The sequence below is a fragment of the Pantoea endophytica genome (genome assembly GCF_002858935.1).
GTDB classification, from domain to species: domain Bacteria; phylum Pseudomonadota; class Gammaproteobacteria; order Enterobacterales; family Enterobacteriaceae; genus Pantoea; species Pantoea leporis.
In genome coordinates this window covers 1-17,864 of the sequence record NZ_PJRT01000028.1, presented here as the reverse complement: position 1 = coordinate 17,864, position 17,864 = coordinate 1, and the positions used below count along the sequence as shown (strand labels likewise).

Here is a 17,864-nt window from a genome sequence, read left to right as displayed (position 1 = left end):
TGAAAACTATGCAACTAAAACAAATTCAAGCCATTAACTGGAACCGCATCCAGGACGAAAAAGACCTCGAAGTGTGGAACCGACTGACCAGTAATTTCTGGCTGCCGGAAAAAGTGCCGCTCTCCAACGATTTGCCAGCGTGGCAGTCGCTGGACCACCAGCAACAGCAGCTGACTATTCGGGTGTTTACCGGATTGACGCTGCTCGACACCATCCAGAACGTGATTGGTGCGCCTGGCCTGATGGAAGATGCGATTACGCCACACGAGGAAGCTGTGCTGTCGAACGTCTCCTTTATGGAAGCAGTGCATGCGCGTTCGTACAGTTCGATTTTCTCCACGCTGTGTAACACCGCAGATGTCGATGCGGCGTACCGCTGGAGTGAAGAGAATGAAGCGTTGCAGAACAAGGCGAAGATTGTGCTGGAGCACTATCGCGCCGAGGATCCGCTCAAGAAGAAAATCGCCAGCGTGTTCCTTGAATCGTTCCTGTTCTACTCCGGTTTCTGGCTGCCGATGTATTGGTCGAGCCGTGGCAAGCTGACCAACACCGCAGATCTGATTCGCCTGATCATTCGCGACGAAGCGGTACACGGTTACTACATCGGCTATAAGTACCAAAAGGCGCTGGAAAACGTCGATGCTGGCCGCCGCGAAGAGCTGCAGCAGTTCGCGATTGATTTGCTGCTGGCGCTGTACGAAAACGAAGTGGTGTATACCGAAGCCTTGTACGGTGAAGTCGGTTGGGCGGAAGAGGTGAAAACCTTCCTGCACTACAACGCCAATAAAGCGCTAATGAACCTCGGCTACGAAGCGCTGTTCCCGGCCGAACTGACCACCGTGAACCCGGCGATTTTGTCCGCGCTGTCGCCCAACGCCGATGAAAACCACGACTTCTTCTCAGGTTCAGGCTCCTCTTATGTAATGGGGAAAGCCGTAGAAACCGAAGACGAAGATTGGAATTTTTAATACGCGTCATACTTCGCGTTGCCTGGAGGCACCTACTTTTGGCACAGCAGCGTTGACTGCGCCCACTCTTCCCAGTCACATAGTTCACTATGCTGCTGGGTCGAGCGGGCTTGTCGCCTTGCTGTGACGCGAATTATTTAGCGTATTAATTCAGTGATAATTATTTTTTAAACCAATCTTATTTCCGCTCTTCTCACCCATTTATTTCAATTATATTTCTTCTTTTTGGATTGATTTTCGGCCACTCTGCACCAGAAACGGACTGAAACGCACATAAATTCACTTCTCAAATGCAAAAAATTAATCCACGCGCATCCCTTGTGAGCACTGGCGATTTTAGCGATTGACCGCTACGCGCACCGCCGAATATCGCCATTCAGGGTTGTCAGATAATTTCACTATGTTAGGGTATAGGGCGCTTAATTTTAATCAGGACCACAACAAGAAATAGTTAAACATTTAACCGGGAAATTAATTACTGCATGGCAATTAAACTCGAAGTAAAGAATTTATATAAGGTATTTGGGGATAATCCCGAAAAGGCATTTAAGCTGATCGATAAAGGCGAAAGCAAAGAGAGTATTCTGGCAAAAACCGGCCTCTCTGTTGGCGTCAAAAATGCCAGTCTGGCCATTGAAGAAGGCGAGATCTTCGTCATCATGGGGCTTTCAGGTTCAGGTAAGTCCACCATGGTTCGCCTTCTCAATCGTCTGATCGAGCCCACTCGCGGCCAGGTAATCATAGACGGTGTCGATATTGCCAAAATATCGGAATCAGAACTGCGTGAAGTCCGCAGAAATAAGATCAGTATGGTATTTCAATCCTTCGCGCTGATGCCACACATGACTGTGCTAAATAATGCCGCCTTTGGCATGGAATTAGCCGGCATTCCTTTAGCCGAACGTCAGGAAAAAGCGCTGGAAGCATTGCGTCAGGTTGGCCTGGATAATTACGCCCACTCTTATCCCGATGAACTTTCTGGCGGTATGCGTCAACGCGTTGGATTAGCCCGCGCATTGGCGATTAATCCTGATATTTTATTAATGGATGAAGCTTTCTCAGCACTTGATCCGTTGATTCGTACCGAAATGCAGGATGAACTGGTAAAACTGCAGGCCAAACATCAGCGTACCATTGTATTTATTTCTCACGACCTCGATGAAGCGATGCGTATTGGCGACCGCATTGCCATTATGCAGGGCGGCGAAGTGGTACAGGTCGGCACGCCGGATGAAATCCTCAATAATCCTGCCAATGATTATGTGCGCACCTTCTTCCGCGGCGTCGATATTAGTCACGTGTTTAGCGCCAAAGATATTGCGCGTCGCAGTGCGGGTTCACTGATCCGCAAAGCCGCCGGTTTTGGTCCGCGATCCGCCATCAAGCTGCTGCAGGATGAAGATCGCGAATATGGCTACGTGCTGGAGAAACAGAAGTTTGTTGGCGTGGTGTCCACCGATTCATTGAAAGCCGCGCTGGCGGCCGGTGAAGGGCTGGATAGCGCGCTGCTCGACACGCCCTTAGCGGTTCCTGCCGATACCTCCCTGAACGATCTGCTGTCGCATGTGGCACAAGCGCCCTGCGCCGTGCCGGTAGTCAGCGAAGAGAATCAGTACGTCGGTATCATTTCGAAAAGCATGCTGTTGCGTGCTTTAGACCGTGAAGGAGCCTAATCATGAGCGAACAAACAGCGAATCCGTGGGAAAGCGCCAGCCAAACCACCCAGCAACCTGCCACCACTGATACCAGCCCCGCCGCCAGCAGCAGCGATCCCTGGGCGAGCGGCGGTGCCGCGCCTGCAGATAGCAGCTCCGGCAGCGCCGATGCATGGGGCGATCCCTCCGCCGCCAGCAGCGGTGGCCACGATGCCGCCAGCAATGCTGCCAGCAGCAGCGACTGGCTGAGCAGCGCACCCGCTCCCGCGCCGGAACATTTCAACCTCATGGACCCGTTCCATAAAACCTGGATTCCGCTTGATAGCTGGGTGACTGAAGGCATCGATTGGGTGGTCAGCCATTTCCGTCCGGTGTTTCAGGGCATTCGCGTGCCGGTGGATTACATCCTCAGCGCGTTCCAGCAGTTACTGCTCGGCATGCCCGCGCCGGTAGCGATTGTGGTGTTCGCACTGATCGCCTGGCAGATCGCCAGCCCGGCGATGGGGATTGCTACGCTGGTCTCGCTGATTGCCATTGGCGCGATTGGTGCCTGGTCGCAGGCGATGGTGACGCTGGCGCTGGTGCTAACCGCCCTGCTGTTCTGCATCATCATCGGCTTGCCGCTCGGCATCTGGCTGGCGCGCAGTGAACGTGCCGCGCGCATTATTCGTCCGCTGCTGGATGCAATGCAGACCACGCCGGCCTTCGTCTATCTGGTGCCGATCGTCATGCTGTTTGGTATCGGCAACGTGCCGGGCGTAGTGGTGACCATTATCTTTGCGCTGCCGCCGATTGTGCGCCTCACCATTCTTGGGATTAAGCAGGTACCAGCCGACCTGATTGAAGCGAGTGAATCCTTCGGTGCCAGCCCGCGTCAGATGCTGTTCAAAGTGCAGCTGCCGCTGGCGATGCCGACCATCATGGCTGGCGTAAACCAGACGCTGATGCTGGCGCTGTCGATGGTGGTGATCGCCTCGATGATCGCGGTTGGCGGTCTCGGTCAGATGGTGCTGCGCGGCATTGGTCGCCTGGATATGGGCCTCGCCACCGTCGGCGGCGTGGGCATCGTGATCCTCGCCATTATCCTCGATCGCTTGACGCAGTCGATGGGCCGCGACAGCCGCAGCCGTGGCAGCCGTCACTGGTACAGCACTGGCCCGCTCGGTCTGCTGATGCGCCCTTTCAGTAAAAAAGCCTGATTTCAATGGGCGGTCCGCTGCGGCCGCCCGTCTTCGACGTAACACGTAAAATAAGGAATGACTATGCGCAAGACAGCTCTCATCGCCGCCGTCCTGACGACGTTCGCCGCGACGCACGTGTCCGCCGCCGACCTGCCCGGTAAAGGCATCACCGTTAAACCGACGCAGAGTACCATCTCTGAAGAGACCTTCCAGACGCTGCTGGTAAGCCGCGCGCTGGAGAAACTCGGCTATACCGTTGAGAAGCCAAGCGAGATTGATTACAACGTGGCGTACACCACCATCGCAGCCGGTGATGCCACCTTTATTGCCACCAACTGGCAACCGCTGCACGACGATATGTATAAAGCCGCGGGCGGCGATGCGAAGTTTTATCGCCAGGGCACTTACGTCGGTGGCGCGGCTCAGGGTTACCTGATCGATAAGAAAACCGCCGAGCAGTATCACATCACCAATATTGAACAGCTGAAAGATCCCAAGATCGCCAAACTGTTTGATACCAATGGTGATGGCAAAGCGGATTTGACCGGCTGTACGCCAGGCTGGGGCTGTGAAGCGGTGATTAATCACCAGATTGATGCCTACAAGCTGAGCAACACCGTGGAGCACAATCAGGGCAACTACTCGGCGATGATCGCCGATACCATCACGCGCTTTAAACAGGGCAAACCGGTGTTCTATTACACCTGGACGCCGTATTGGGTCAGCGACGTGCTGAAGCCGGGTAAAGATGTGGTATGGCTGCAGGTGCCGTTCTCTTCACTGCCGGGCGAGCAGAGCAAAGTCGATACCAAGCTGGCGAACGGGGCTAACTACGGTTTCCCGGTGAACACCATGCATATCGTCGCCAACAAAGCCTGGACCGAGAAAAATCCGGCCGCGGCAAAGCTTTTTGCTGAGATGAAGCTGCCGATTGGCGACATCAACGCCGAGAATGCGGCGATGCATGCGGGCCATGCTTCTGAAGCCGATATCAATGGCCACGTTGATGGCTGGATCAAAGGTCACCAGGCGGAATTCGATAAGTGGATTCAGGACGCACTGGCGGCAGCGAAGTAACGCATTTACATTAGCGTTAGTATTGTAGCGGCGCGATTTATCGCGCCGTTTTTCATGGAATAATTCCACTTCAGGAACTCAGCGCAATAAATTGCGCCGCTACGGTAAATGGCTGCCTCTCCCCTTTTCCTTTCCCCAGATAAGCGAAGCGTGCGCTATAGCGCACTGGTACGTCCTGTTAATTAACACACCATTGAAATAATTTTTTCGGTTACTATTACCTACAAATGATTATCTCTCTTATCCGCACGCAATGACTGCTTCCCGTTTAGCGATCAAATTCCATCACTTTGGCTGGTGTCGCATTCGCGCGGGCGTTGTTAAGAGCATGTTAATCAACACCTTGATTTACGTAGACAAGCGGCGCGCGAAAAGTGTTTAGAAATCGTAAAGATGGTTCTAAACCGCTGAGCAATACTATTCATTAATGATTGGGTTTGTTATGGTTAGCAGCGCAGTTATTCACCAGAGTTATTTTTTCTCGCGAAATTATTTATCTGTAAAAAGGTTTCCCGAGATGAATTGATGGCATCGGCTGCCTGTATGTTCAGGTGGGATGTCAGGGCAAAATGCCCAGGGTTAAGGAACAACCTGGAATGTCAGATGTTGACTATGTGATCGTGCTAACAATCACCTGCGGAAATTGTGACTACGCTTAATCTGTCACCATCATTACTATACCAGTTGCAACTAAGAGGTTTTTTTAAAATGGAAAGTTCGTTTACTCCCATTGAACAGATGCTTAACATCCGTGCTAACCGCCATAAAGATTTTCCGCTGCAGGAGATCATTCTGACCCGCTTGTGCATGCACATGCAGGGTAAACTGCTGGATAATCGCAACAAAATGTTGAAGGCGCAGGGAATTAACGAGACCTTATTCATGGCGCTGATTACCCTTGATGCACAGGAAAATCAGAGCATTCAGCCTTCAGAACTGAGTTCTGCCCTCGGCTCTTCACGCACCAATGCCACGCGTATCGCTGATGAGCTGGAGAAGCGCGGCTGGATCGAACGTCGTGAAAGCGAGAACGACCGTCGCTGCCTGCATCTGCATTTGACCGAAAAAGGCAATGAATTCCTGCGCCAGCTGCTGCCACCGCAGCATCAGAGCCTGCAATACCTGTGGTCTTCGCTCTCTACTAACGAGCAGGATCAGCTGGAATCGATTACCCGTAAGTTACTTAACCGTCTCGATAAAATGGACGAAGATCAGGTTATCGCTTCCCTGTCGCGCTAATAGCAAGAAGTGCGACACAATCACCTTCCGAAATCGCTATTTTAATCCCCTTTTGTCCGGCCAGCGCTTAAGTGCTGGCTTTTTTGACTCGGGCAACCGTGTTGAAGGATCGGCACATCCCGACTAAATGGAAAACGTGGAGAACGACATGAGTGCGACAGCGGAAGCTCAAAGCCCGCAACAGCCAGCGAATAAAAAGAAGAAGCGCAAAGGTGTGCTGATCCTGCTGGCTATCGTGTTTGTAATTATTGGTGTTTCGTATCTGGCTTACTGGTATTTGGTGCTGCGTCACTTCCAGGAAACCGATGATGCGTACGTGGCGGGCAACCAGGTGCAGGTGATGGCGCAGGTTTCTGGCAGCGTAAACAAAGTGTGGTTTGATAACACCGACGTGGTGAAGAAAGGCGACGTCCTGGTGTCGCTGGATAAAACCGATGCCGAGCAGGCGTTTGAAAAAGCGCAGACCGCGTTGGCCACCAGCGTGCGTCAAACCCACCAGCTGATGATCAATGGCAAGCAGTATCAAGCTACCATCAAACTGCAGCAAACTGCGCTGGAACAGGCCGAAGCTGACCTGAAACGCCGCGAGCCGCTGGGCGCGTCTAATCTGATTGGCCGCGAAGAGCTGCAACACTCGCGTGATGCCGTGGCGACAGCCAAAGCGCAGCTGGATGTGGCAGTGCAGCAATACAACGCTAACCAGGCGATGATTCTGAATACCTCGCTGGAAAAACAGCCTGCGGTGCAGCAGAGTGCGGCTGAGCTGCGCGATGCCTGGCTGGCGCTGCAGCGTACTGAAATACGTAGCCCGATTGATGGCTTCATTTCACGTCGCAGCGTACAGGTTGGCTCGCAAATCTCCACCACCACCCCGCTGTTGGCGGTGGTGCCGTCCACTAATCTGTGGATCGATGCAAACTTCAAAGAGACCCAGCTTGCAGGTGTACGTATCGGCCAATCAGCCACGGTGATCAGTGATATCTACGGCGATGACGTCGAGTATCACGGCAAAGTGGTGGGTCTGGATATGGGTACCGGCAGCGCCTTCTCGCTGCTGCCTGCGCAGAACGCCACCGGTAACTGGATCAAAGTGGTCCAGCGTCTGCCGGTGCGTATCGAGCTGGATCCGAAACAAGTGGCGGAACATCCGCTGCGTATCGGCCTCTCCACGCTGGTGAAAGTGGATACCCAAAACAAAGAGGGTGCCACGCTGGCCAGCACCGTGCGTTCGCAAGCCGCGTATGAAAGTAATGCGTTGGCAATCGACCTCGCGCCGGTTAACCAGCTGATTACTGACATCGTTCGTGCCAACGCTGACTAACGCCGCGGGAGGCTGTTATGGCACAAAAACCGCTTGAAGGTGCGCCGTTAGTCCTGATGACCATCGCCCTGTCGCTGGCGACGTTCATGCAGGTACTCGACTCCACCATCGCTAACGTGGCGATTCCGACCATCGCCGGTAACCTCGGTGCCTCGAACTCGCAGGGCACCTGGGTGATTACCTCTTTCGGGGTGGCGAACGCCATCTCAATTCCGATTACCGGTTGGCTGGCCAAGCGCATCGGTGAAGTGAAGCTGTTTACCTGGTCGACCATCCTGTTTGTGCTGGCGTCCTGGGCTTGCGGCATGTCCGAAAGCCTGGAGATGCTGATCTTCTTCCGCGTCATTCAGGGCGTGGTTGCCGGTCCGCTGATTCCGCTGTCGCAGAGTTTGCTGCTGAACAACTATCCGCCAGCGAAACGCAGCGTGGCGCTTTCGCTGTGGGCGATGACGGTGATTGTGGCACCGATCTGCGGTCCAATTCTCGGCGGCTGGATCAGCGATAACTATCACTGGGGCTGGATCTTCTTCATCAACGTACCGATTGGTTTGGTGGTGGTGTTACTGACGCTGCAAACGCTGCGTGGACGTGAAACCAAAACCGAAATCCGCCGGATCGATATGGTGGGGTTGGTACTGCTGGTGGTGGGCATTGGCTCGCTGCAGGTGATGCTGGATCGCGGAAAAGAGCTCGACTGGTTTAGCTCAACCGAGATCATTGTGCTGATGGTGGTCGCCGTGGTGGCGCTGCTGGTGTTGCTGGTGTGGGAGCTCACCGACGACCATCCGATAGTCGATTTGTCGTTGTTCAAGATGCGCAACTTCACCATCGGCTGTTTGTCGATTAGCCTGGCCTATATGCTTTACTTCGGCTCGATAGTGTTGCTGCCGCAGCTGTTACAGGAGGTATATGGCTACACCGCCACCTGGGCCGGATTGGCGTCGGCACCGGTGGGGATTCTGCCGGTGATCCTGTCGCCGATCATTGGCCGCTTCGCCCACAAGCTGGATATGCGTAAGCTGGTGACCTTCAGCTTCATCATGTATGCCGTCTGTTTTTACTGGCGCGCCTACACATTTGAGCCGGGGATGGATTTTGGTGCATCAGCGTGGCCGCAGTTTATTCAGGGCTTTGCGGTGGCGTGCTTCTTTATGCCGCTCACCACCATTACGCTGTCAGGCTTACCGCCAGAACGTATGGCGGCGGCATCAAGCCTGTCGAACTTCGTGCGTACGCTGGCGGGTTCCATCGGTACCTCAATTACTACCACCATGTGGAGTAACCGTGAATCGATGCATCATAGCTATCTGTCGGAGTCGGTGAATCCGTACAACGTCAATTCACAGCAGATGTATGACCAGTTGCAAAGCATGGGCATGACCCAGCAGCAGGCCTCGGCATATATCGCGCAGCAAATTACCAATCAGGGTCTGATTATTTCGGCGAATGAGATCTTCTGGGCATCGGCGGGCGTGTTCTTGATCTTGCTGGTGCTGGTGTGGTTTGCGCGTCCACCATTTGGTGCGGGCAGTGGCGGCGGTGGTGCTCACTAAGCGAGACAAACAAAAACGGGCCTTGCGGCCCGTTTTTTTATGCGTTCTGACGCCACCATTCGGCGAGCAGAATACCGGTCGCCACTGACACGTTGAGGCTTTCAACGTTGCCGGTGCCACCAATCGACAGGCTGAGATCGCCCTGCTGGAAAGCGCTGTCTGACAGACCTTCGCTCTCCTGACCCAACACCAGCACCATTTTGGCAGGCAGCTCAGCTTTCGCCAGCGGTGTGCCTTCGTGGCTTGAGGTGGTAACGATGGTGTAACCCGCTTTACGGAACGCTTCCAGGCCATCGGCAAAGCTTTCGCCGCTGATTGCCTGTACGTGTTCAGCGCCACCTTCGGCGGTACGTACTGCCGCACCTGACTCCAGCAGCGAAGCATCATTCACCAGCAAACCTTTCACACCGAAGTGCGCGCAGCTACGCATAATGCCGCCAAGGTTGTGCGGGTTGCTGACATCTTCCAGCGCCAGCACGCAATCTTTGGTGGGGGCCTTGGTCAGCCACTCGGTAACCGGCATGCCCATACGTTTTTTGATGATGAAGCACACGCCACCGTGGTGTTCAGTACCTGAAGCTTTGGTCAGCTCAGCATCTTCAACCACATGATAGGCTTTGCGGTTGGCCGCCAGCCAGCGCAGGGTTTCACGGAAACGCGGTGTTACGCTCTGAATAAACCAGGCGCGCACGATGCTTTCCGGACGGCTCAGGAACAGCGCCTGACAGGCATTTTCACCGTAGACGCGCGTCTCTTCCTGACGCTGACGGCGAATCTGCTCGGGATCGATGACCGGCTTGTTCGCGGCATCATCCAGTTGACTATCATCCGCGACCGGCGGACGAGAAACGGTGCGCCACGGCGAATCACCGAAGCTGCGGTTATCGTCACCACGACCAAAGCTGCGACCGCGTTCGGTATTACTCGCACCGCGCGGTGCCGGGCTGCGTGCGCCGCCACGGCCACCTTCTTCATTATTACGTGCACCGCTGCGAGGACCAGAACGACGATTATCTTCCTGGCGCGCAGCAGGACGGCCGCCTTTGCCGGTACGGGGATTCGGCTTTTGACCACTCTCCTCATCACGTACGTACATCACTTTTACCTTGCCGCTTTTGCCTTTAAATTCGTCGTTCATCTGTTCCTCCAGCATTGAGAGCGCGAAGATTACCTGATGTGTCGGTGCTTAGCTATCAACTATTGAACCTATTGGGCAATCCAGATTGAGCATAGCACTCAACCTTTTCATAATGTCCGGCAATCATCAGATTTACAGGTCCGGGTTGAGGTAAATATGAATACAGTTTGTGCCTCCTGTCAGGCAACCAACCGCGTGCCCGAGTCGCGCATGGCTGATGGAGCAAAATGTGGTCGTTGCGGCGGCGAGCTATTCAACGGTGAAGTCGCCAACGCGACCGCGGCCACGCTGGATAAGTATCTGCAAGACGATCTGCCGGTGGTGATCGACTTCTGGGCGCCGTGGTGTGGCCCGTGCGTTAACTTCGCACCGGTGTTTAAAGATGTCGCCGACGAGCGGCGCGGCAAGGTGCGCTTCGTGAAAGTGAATACCGAAGCCGAACCCGCGCTTAGCGCGCGTTTCCGCATTCGCAGCATTCCTACGATTATGCTGTTCAAGAACGGCGAGATGGTCGACATGCTGAACGGCGCAATGCCGAAAGCGCCCTTCAACGAGTGGCTCGACGAATCGCTGTAAACCGCTGATGGCCAGCCGCGTGCTGGCCTTCCTTATTACCTTTCCCGGCTAATTCCATTACACTGGCGTTTTTTCTCCTGCCTGCGAATTTATGTTTGAAAATGCCGTTCTGCGCTTACGTGCGCAACGTTTAGCGCGCGCCACGCGCCCGTTTCTTGCGCGCGGTAATCGTGTCATTCGTTGCCAACGCTGCCTGCTGCCGCAGAAAAACTGTCTGTGCGCCACCATCCAGCCTCAGCAAGCGCGCAGTCGCTTCTGTCTGGTGATGTTCGATACCGAGCCGATGAAGCCGAGCAATACCGGAAGGTTAATTGCCGATGTGCTGCCGGACACCGAGGCGTTTGGCTGGTCACGCACCGAGCCGGATGCCGCGCTGCTGGCGGTGGTGAAGAACGCGCATTATCAGCCGCTGGTGGTTTTCCCGGCGTCTTACGCAGATGCCGATCGCGAAGTGCTCACCAGCCCGCCGCTCACCGGCAAACCGCCGCTGTTTATTATGCTCGACGGCACCTGGACGGAAGCGCGCAAGATGTTCCGCAAAAGTCCGTGGCTGGATGCGTTGCCGGTGATGTCGCTCAACGTGTCTGCGCCCTCGCGCTACACGCTGCGCGAGGCCCACGGCGAAGGCCAGCACTGCACCGCCGAAGTCGCTGCCGCGCTGCTGGAACAGGCCGGGGATCTCGCCGCCGCCGCAGAATTGCAGCACTATTTCACCCGTTTCCGTCATGCTTATCTGGCGGGGAAACCGCATCATCCGATTCATGCTGTGGAAGAAGCATTGAGTAGCGGAATCTGAAGCTGGCTCTCAGCATGCGATCGGTGAATCGGCACGCGCGCTAAAAAGCGTTTACAATCATGCCAATCTTGATAGCAGGAGCGGATGATGAGCCAACGCGGACTGGAAGCGCTGTTACGACCTAAATCAATCGCGGTAATCGGTGCGTCAATTACACCGGGGCGCGCCGGCTACTTTATGATGCGTAACCTGCTGGCCGGTGGATTTAGCGGCCCGGTATTGCCGGTGACGCCGAAGTATAAAGCGGTGAGCGGCGTGCTGGCCTGGCCGGATATCGCCAGCCTGCCCTTCGCGCCCGATCTCGCCATCATCTGTACCCACGCCAAACGTAATCTCGAACTGCTGCAACAACTGGGCGAAAAAGGTTGTAAGGCCTGTATTATTCTCTCGGCGCCATCCAGCCAGTTGGAAGAGCTGAAAGCCTGCGCCAGTCAATGGCAAATTCGCCTGCTTGGGCCGAACAGCTTAGGTTTGCTGGCGCCGTGGCAAGGGTTGAATGCCAGCTTTTCGCCAGTGCCGATTGCTAAAGGTCGCATTGCTTTTATTTCGCAATCTGCTGCGGTCTCTAACACCATTCTCGATTGGGCGCAGCAGCGTAACCTCGGTTTCTCATGGTTTATCGCCTTGGGTGATAGCCTGGATATCGACGTTGATGATCTGCTGGATTTCCTCGCGCGCGACGGTAAAACCAGCGCCATTCTGCTCTACCTCGAACACCTCAGCGATGCGCGTCGCTTTGTTTCCGCTTCGCGCAGCGCCTCGCGTAATAAACCGATTCTGGTGATAAAAAGTGGTCGCAGCCATCAGGCGCAGGCGATGATCGGTACTCACAGCGGACTGGACGCTGCCTGGGATGCGGCGATTCAGCGCGCCGGTTTACTGCGCGTACAGGATACGCATGAACTGTTTACGGCGGTTGAGTCGCTGAGCCATATGCGTCCATTACGCGGCGATCGACTGATGATCATCAGCAACGGCGCGGCCCCGGCGGCGCTGGCCCTGGATGAACTGTATGCGCGCAACGGTAAGCTGGCGACGCTAAGTGACGAAACCTTGCAGGCGCTGGCCACACTGCTGCCAGAAGGCGTTGGCCGCGGCAATCCGCTGGATTTGAAAGATGACGCGACACCAGCGCGCTATGTCGCCTGCATTGAACGGCTGCTGGATAGCCATGAACTTGATGCACTGATGATCATTCATGCGCCAAGCGCCGTTTCACCTTCGAGCGAGACCGCCGAGCAGATTATCGCTGCGGTTGCCAAACATCCGCGTGGCAAGCAGGTTACTTTGCTGACGAACTGGTGCGGCGAATACTCTTCGCAGAGTGCACGACGCGCGTTTACTCAGGCTGGCATTCCCACCTGGCGCACACCGGAAGGTACCGTTACCGCTTTCATGCATCAGGTGGAATATCGCCGCAACCAGAAGCAACTGCGTGAGACGCCCGCGCTGCCGATTGGTTTGACGCAGAACAGCGCGCAGGCGCATCAGCTGATTCAGCAAGCGCTGGATAAAGGCATCACTACGCTGGACACCCACGAAGTGCAGCCGGTGTTGCAAGCTTATGGCCTGGCGACGCTGCCCACCTGGATTGCCAGCGACAGCGCCGCGGCTGCCAGCATCGCCGATCAGATTGGCTATCCGGTCGCGCTCAAGCTGCGTTCGCCGGATATTCCGCATAAGTCGGAGGTACAAGGCGTAATGCTGTATCTGCGCAGCGCCGCAGAGGTGGAACAAGCGGCTGAAGCCATTTTTGATCGCGTGCGTGAAACCCATCCACAGGCGCATATTGATGGTTTGCTGGTGCAGAGTATGGCGAATCGCGCCGGAGCGCAGGAGTTGCGTGTGGTGGTCGAACAGGATCCGCTGTTTGGTCCTATCATCCTGCTGGGCGAAGGCGGCGTGGAGTGGCAGCCCGACAAGCAAGCCGCCGTGGCTTTGCCGCCGCTGAATATGACGCTGGCGCGCTATCTGGTGATTCAGGCGATGAAAAGCGGCAAAGTTCGCAGCCGTAGTGCGTTGCGACCACTGGATATCACCGGGCTTAGCCAGCTGTTAGTGCAGGTTTCAAACCTGGTGGTCGATTGTCCGGAGATTCAGCGCCTGGATATTCATCCGCTGCTGGCATCAGCTGACGAATTCACGCTGCTGGATGTCACGCTGCAGCTGGCGCCTTTCAATGGTGATAACGAAACACGGCTGGCGATTCGTCCTTACCCGCATCATCTTGAAGAGCAGGTGCAGCTGAAAAATGGGCAATATTGCCTGTTCCGCCCGATCCTGCCGGAAGATGAACCGCAGCTGCGCGCCTTTATCGCCCAGGTAACGAAAGAAGATCTCTACTATCGTTACTTCAGTGAAATCAATGAATTCACCCATGAAGATTTGGCGAATATGACGCAAATTGATTACGACCGCGAAATGGCGATTGTCGCTATACGGCAGCACAACGGCGTCGACGAGATCATTGGCGTAACACGTGCGATCTCCGATGCCGATAATATCGATGCTGAATTCTCCGTGCTGGTGCGGTCTGACCTGAAAGGCTTGGGCATGGGCAGGCGCTTACTGGAGAAGATGATTCGCTATACGCGCGATCATGGCCTGCAACAATTGAACGGTATCACCATGCCAAACAATAGCGGCATGATCACGCTGGCGCGAAAGCTCAATTTTCGCGTGAATATTCAACTGGATGATGGCATTGTCAGCCTGAATTTGCCGCTCGGTGATGTCATCAGCTAACCTGTACAGAAAGGTAAAATTCCTCCTCTACAGGCCGGTTGATGGTATTATTTACCGTTAGGATCATGATTTGATGGCAAAAGGCCATGCAATGAACAGAGAAGAAGTGCACTGTGATGTTGTCTAAATTTAAACGTAATAAACACCAACAACACCTCGCACAGCTGCCTAAACTGTCACAATCCGTTTCGGATCTGACGACGCTTTACTCGCCTGCCGAGTTTCGCGAAACCCTGCTGACGAAAATTGCCGCAGCAGAAAAGCGTATCTGTATCACCGCGCTGTATCTGGAGAATGATGACGGCGGTCGCGGAATAATGCAGGCGCTGTACGCAGCGCGTCAGGCACGTCCGGAGCTGGATGTCTGTATTCTGGTTGACTGGCATCGTGCGCAGCGTGGTCGTATTGGCGCTGCTCGCGGCGTGACCAACGCTGACTGGTATTGCGAAATGGCGACTCAGCACCCGGATATCGCTATTCCAGTTTACGGCATTCCGGTTAACACCCGCGAAGCGCTCGGTGTGCTGCATCTGAAAGGGTTTATCATTGATGATACGCTGCTCTACAGCGGCGCGAGCCTGAACGATGTCTATTTGCATCAGCATGATAAATACCGTTATGACCGTTATCAGCTGATCCGCAATCCACAGCTTACCGATACCATGTATGCGTGGATCTGCGAAAATCTCAAGGATTCCGATGCGGTTAACCGCCTCGATAAAACTGAGCGCCCTTCCAGCCCGGAAATCAAAAATGAAACACGTCAGTTCCGTCAGGAGCTGCGCAGCTTTAACTATCAGTTTACCGGCAATGCAGATAATGATTGCCTTGCCGTCACGCCGTTGGTTGGCTTGGGCAAACGTAGCCTGCTGAACAAAACCATTTTCCATTTGATGCCCTGCGCTGAGCGCAAGCTGACGCTGTGTACGCCCTATTTTAACCTGCCGGCCATTCTGGTGCGTAACCTGATTCATTTACTGCGTCAGGGTAAAGAAGTTGAAATCATCATTGGCGACAAAACGGCCAATGACTTCTACATCCCGCCAGAACAGCCGTTCAAGATTATCGGGGCGCTGCCTTATCTATATGAGATTAACCTGCGTCGCTTCCTGAGCCGTTTGCAGTATTACGTCAATAATGGTCAGCTGACGGTACGCTTGTGGAAAGATGGCGAAAACAGTTATCACCTGAAAGGCATTTGGGTGGATGACGAATGGATGATGATCACCGGTAATAACCTCAATCCACGCGCGTGGCGACTGGATCTGGAAAATGCGGTGCTGATTCACGATCCTCTCAATCAATTGGCCGAGCAGCGTGAAAAAGAGCTGGCGCTGATTCGTGAGCATACTTCCGTGGTGCAGCATTATCGCGAGCTGGAAAGTATCTCCGATTATCCGGCAAAGGTGCGCAAGCTGATTCGTCGCCTGCGCCGTATTCGCATCGATCGCTTGATTAGCCGTCTGCTTTAGCCGATGCGTGCGCCTATCCTCTGCGTGGTTTTGCTGTGTAGTGGATGTGCGCATGTCGCCCAGGATAACTGGACCGGCAAAGACAAAGCGCAACACTACTTCTCTTCTGCTGTGCTGGCAGCCGCAGGTAGTGAGATTTCTCAGCATCAAAATCACAGCCGCGGGCAGAATTTGCGTTTCGGCTTTCTGTTTTCGTTGAGTTTCGGTGTGGGGAAAGAGTTATATGACAGCCGCTCAGCGGGGAGCGGCTGGAGTTGGAAAGATCTTAGCTGGGATGTCGCCGGCGCCGCCAGCGGTATCGCACTGTGGAATCTCAGTCAGTAACTACAGCGCAATCCCCTTCCCTTTGCGATGCAGCATCAGCGATACCAGGAATGCTAAAGCGCCCATTGCCGAAACATACCAGAAGAAGCTGGTTTCAATACCTTCTCTTTTCAGCAGTAAGGCTACGTACTCTGCCGAACCACCAAAAATAGCATTCGCCACCGCATAGGAAAGCCCAACGCCCAGCGCGCGGACTTCCGGCGGGAACATCTCTGCTTTCAAAATGCCACTGATAGCGGTGTAGAAACTGGTGATGATTAGCGCCAGCATGATCAAGGCAAATGCCAGCCAACTGCTTTGCACATTTTGCAGCAGCAGCAGAATCGGAACCGTACAGATAGCTGCCCCGGCACCAAAAATCATCATTGAGGCACGACGACCAATCTTGTCTGACAGCGCGCCAACTATCGGCTGAATCAACATGAATACCAATAAGCAACCGGTCATTAATCCACTGGCACTGCGCGCATCCATCCCGGCAGTATTTACCAGATATTTTTGCATGTAGGTGGTGAAGGTATAGAAGCTTAGCGAACCGCCTGCGGTAAAGCCCAGCACCATCAGAAATGCACGGGTGTGATTGCGCAGTAATCCCGTAATGCTGCCGGCGTCACGATGTTCTCGGTGTTTTTTCTCTGAAGTTTCGTTGAGAGAACGACGCAACCACAATGCCACCACAGCGAGCGCCGCCCCGAGGAAGAACGGAATACGCCAGCCCCAGCTGCGAAGTTCTTCATCGCTGAGAATTTGCTGTAAGACTACAACGGTAAGCACCGCTAACAGTTGGCCGCCGATGAGCGTCACATATTGGAAAGAGGCATAAAATCCTTTTCGTCCTTCCAGTGCTACTTCGCTCATATAAGTGGCGCTGGTACCGTATTCCCCACCAACCGATAATCCCTGAAACATACGTGCCAGCAGAAGAATGACAGGCGCGGCCAGGCCAATTTCTCCGTAGCCCGGTAGACAGGCGATCACTAATGATCCCAGACACATCATGCACACTGAGATCAGCATTGAGGCTTTGCGACCGTGACGATCGGCAATATAGCCAAATAACCATCCGCCGATCGGGCGCATCAGAAAACCAGCTGCGAAGACGCCTGCTGTTTGCAGCAACTGGGTGGTGGTATCACCGCTTGGAAAGAATACATGGGCAAAATAGAGTGAGAAGAAGGAGTAGACGTAGAAATCGAACCATTCGACTAAATTGCCAGACGATGCGCCGACAATCGACCAGATGCGCTTTTTACTGTCAGCTGCCGTTGCAGTTAGAGCCACTTTTTGTTGTTGTGAATCAGTCATGCTTACCTCTTTTCCTTGCGAATAATTAGCGCCAAAGGATTGAGTAAAGCATCTATTAACTGGTTGCGGGAATTGTCTCTGTTCCTGGATTGCAAAATGTGATTGCCGCGAAGTTTTTAGTGCAATTTATTACTGATTTTCATGCAAATTCAGCCATCTGCCGACTTTAATTCGCTATATGCAGATGTAAAAAAGCCCCGGACTTTCGTCCGGGGCTTCTTCACTATTTGATGCCTGGCAGTTCCCTACTCTCGCATGGGGAGGCCCCACACTACCATCGGCGCTACGGCGTTTCACTTCTGAGTTCGGCATGGGGTCAGGTGGGACCACCGCGCTAAAGCCGCCAGGCAAATTCTTTGTGCAAAAACGAATGACATTCGCTTCCGCTGATTCTTTAATCCGTAAACAAGCTGAAAATATCCGGTCTCTCAGACCAAAACGCCTCTGGCGTTGTAAGGTTAAGCCTCACGGGTCATTAGTACCGGTTAGCTCAACGCATCGCTGCGCTTACACA

General features: G+C 54.2%; 14 protein-coding genes and 1 rRNA gene. 12 read left to right on the top strand and 3 right to left on the bottom strand.

Going from position 1 to position 17,864, the window contains the following annotated elements:
* Window positions 1–8 precede the first annotated feature (8 nt).
* From nrdF to emrB, 7 genes are all read left to right on the top strand, one after another.
* Complete coding sequence (nrdF, locus tag PZBJ_RS16850; RefSeq protein ID WP_101763555.1) at window positions 9–968, top strand: class 1b ribonucleoside-diphosphate reductase subunit beta; 960 nt, start codon at window positions 9–11, stop codon at window positions 966–968.
* A gap of 482 nt (window positions 969–1,450) precedes the next feature.
* The gene (gene proV / locus PZBJ_RS16845) at window positions 1,451–2,641 is read left to right on the top strand and encodes a glycine betaine/L-proline ABC transporter ATP-binding protein ProV (RefSeq protein WP_101763437.1); all 1,191 of its coding nucleotides are present in this window, start codon (window positions 1,451–1,453) and stop codon (window positions 2,639–2,641) included.
* Window positions 2,642–2,643: 2 nt separating this feature from the next.
* Window positions 2,644–3,822 (top strand): glycine betaine/L-proline ABC transporter permease ProW, encoded by a 1,179-nt coding sequence (gene proW, locus PZBJ_RS16840; RefSeq protein WP_101763436.1) that lies wholly within the window; start codon window positions 2,644–2,646, stop codon window positions 3,820–3,822.
* A 63-nt stretch (window positions 3,823–3,885) separates the two neighbouring features.
* Window positions 3,886–4,881 (top strand): glycine betaine/L-proline ABC transporter substrate-binding protein ProX, encoded by a 996-nt coding sequence (gene proX / locus PZBJ_RS16835; protein WP_101763435.1) that lies wholly within the window; start codon window positions 3,886–3,888, stop codon window positions 4,879–4,881.
* A gap of 708 nt (window positions 4,882–5,589) precedes the next feature.
* Complete coding sequence (mprA, locus tag PZBJ_RS16830; RefSeq protein WP_008101638.1) at window positions 5,590–6,120, top strand: transcriptional repressor MprA; 531 nt, start codon at window positions 5,590–5,592, stop codon at window positions 6,118–6,120.
* Between the two features lie 148 nt (window positions 6,121–6,268).
* Window positions 6,269–7,441: a multidrug efflux MFS transporter periplasmic adaptor subunit EmrA gene (gene emrA / locus PZBJ_RS16825; RefSeq protein ID WP_101763554.1), complete on the top strand. Its 1,173-nt coding sequence runs from the start codon at window positions 6,269–6,271 to the stop codon at window positions 7,439–7,441.
* Window positions 7,442–7,458: 17 nt separating this feature from the next.
* On the top strand, window positions 7,459–8,994 hold the full coding sequence (gene emrB, locus PZBJ_RS16820; protein WP_101763434.1) for a multidrug efflux MFS transporter permease subunit EmrB: 1,536 nt from the start codon (window positions 7,459–7,461) through the stop codon (window positions 8,992–8,994).
* Between the two features lie 37 nt (window positions 8,995–9,031).
* Here emrB and PZBJ_RS16815 read toward each other — a convergent pair whose 3' ends face one another.
* A complete protein-coding gene (locus tag PZBJ_RS16815; protein ID WP_101763433.1) occupies window positions 9,032–10,132 on the bottom strand; it encodes a tRNA/rRNA methyltransferase in 1,101 nt (366 codons plus the stop codon).
* 156 nt (window positions 10,133–10,288) lie between these two features.
* On the opposite strand from PZBJ_RS16815, the gene trxC reads away from it, so the two are divergent.
* The 5 genes from trxC (at window position 10,289) to PZBJ_RS16790 (ending at window position 16,045) form a co-directional block, all read left to right on the top strand.
* Window positions 10,289–10,708, top strand: coding sequence for a thioredoxin TrxC (gene trxC, locus PZBJ_RS16810; RefSeq protein ID WP_101763432.1), 420 nt, complete (start codon window positions 10,289–10,291; stop codon window positions 10,706–10,708).
* Window positions 10,709–10,799: 91 nt separating this feature from the next.
* A complete protein-coding gene (locus tag PZBJ_RS16805; protein WP_101763431.1) occupies window positions 10,800–11,504 on the top strand; it encodes a tRNA-uridine aminocarboxypropyltransferase in 705 nt (234 codons plus the stop codon).
* A gap of 87 nt (window positions 11,505–11,591) precedes the next feature.
* Window positions 11,592–14,249 carry a bifunctional acetate--CoA ligase family protein/GNAT family N-acetyltransferase gene (locus tag PZBJ_RS16800; protein WP_101763430.1) on the top strand — a complete coding sequence of 886 codons (2,658 nt, stop codon included), beginning with the start codon at window positions 11,592–11,594 and terminating at the stop codon, window positions 14,247–14,249.
* 116 nt (window positions 14,250–14,365) lie between these two features.
* On the top strand, window positions 14,366–15,721 hold the full coding sequence (pssA, locus tag PZBJ_RS16795) for a CDP-diacylglycerol--serine O-phosphatidyltransferase (RefSeq protein WP_101763429.1): 1,356 nt from the start codon (window positions 14,366–14,368) through the stop codon (window positions 15,719–15,721).
* 3 nt (window positions 15,722–15,724) lie between these two features.
* Complete coding sequence (locus tag PZBJ_RS16790) at window positions 15,725–16,045, top strand: YfiM family lipoprotein (RefSeq protein ID WP_101763428.1); 321 nt, start codon at window positions 15,725–15,727, stop codon at window positions 16,043–16,045.
* Here the strand turns inward: PZBJ_RS16790 and PZBJ_RS16785 are convergent, their stop codons facing one another.
* On the bottom strand, window positions 16,046–17,350 hold the full coding sequence (locus tag PZBJ_RS16785) for an MFS family transporter (RefSeq protein ID WP_101763427.1): 1,305 nt from the start codon (window positions 17,348–17,350) through the stop codon (window positions 16,046–16,048).
* A gap of 232 nt (window positions 17,351–17,582) precedes the next feature.
* Window positions 17,583–17,698 (bottom strand): 5S ribosomal RNA (gene rrf / locus PZBJ_RS16780).
* Window positions 17,699–17,864 lie beyond the last annotated feature (166 nt).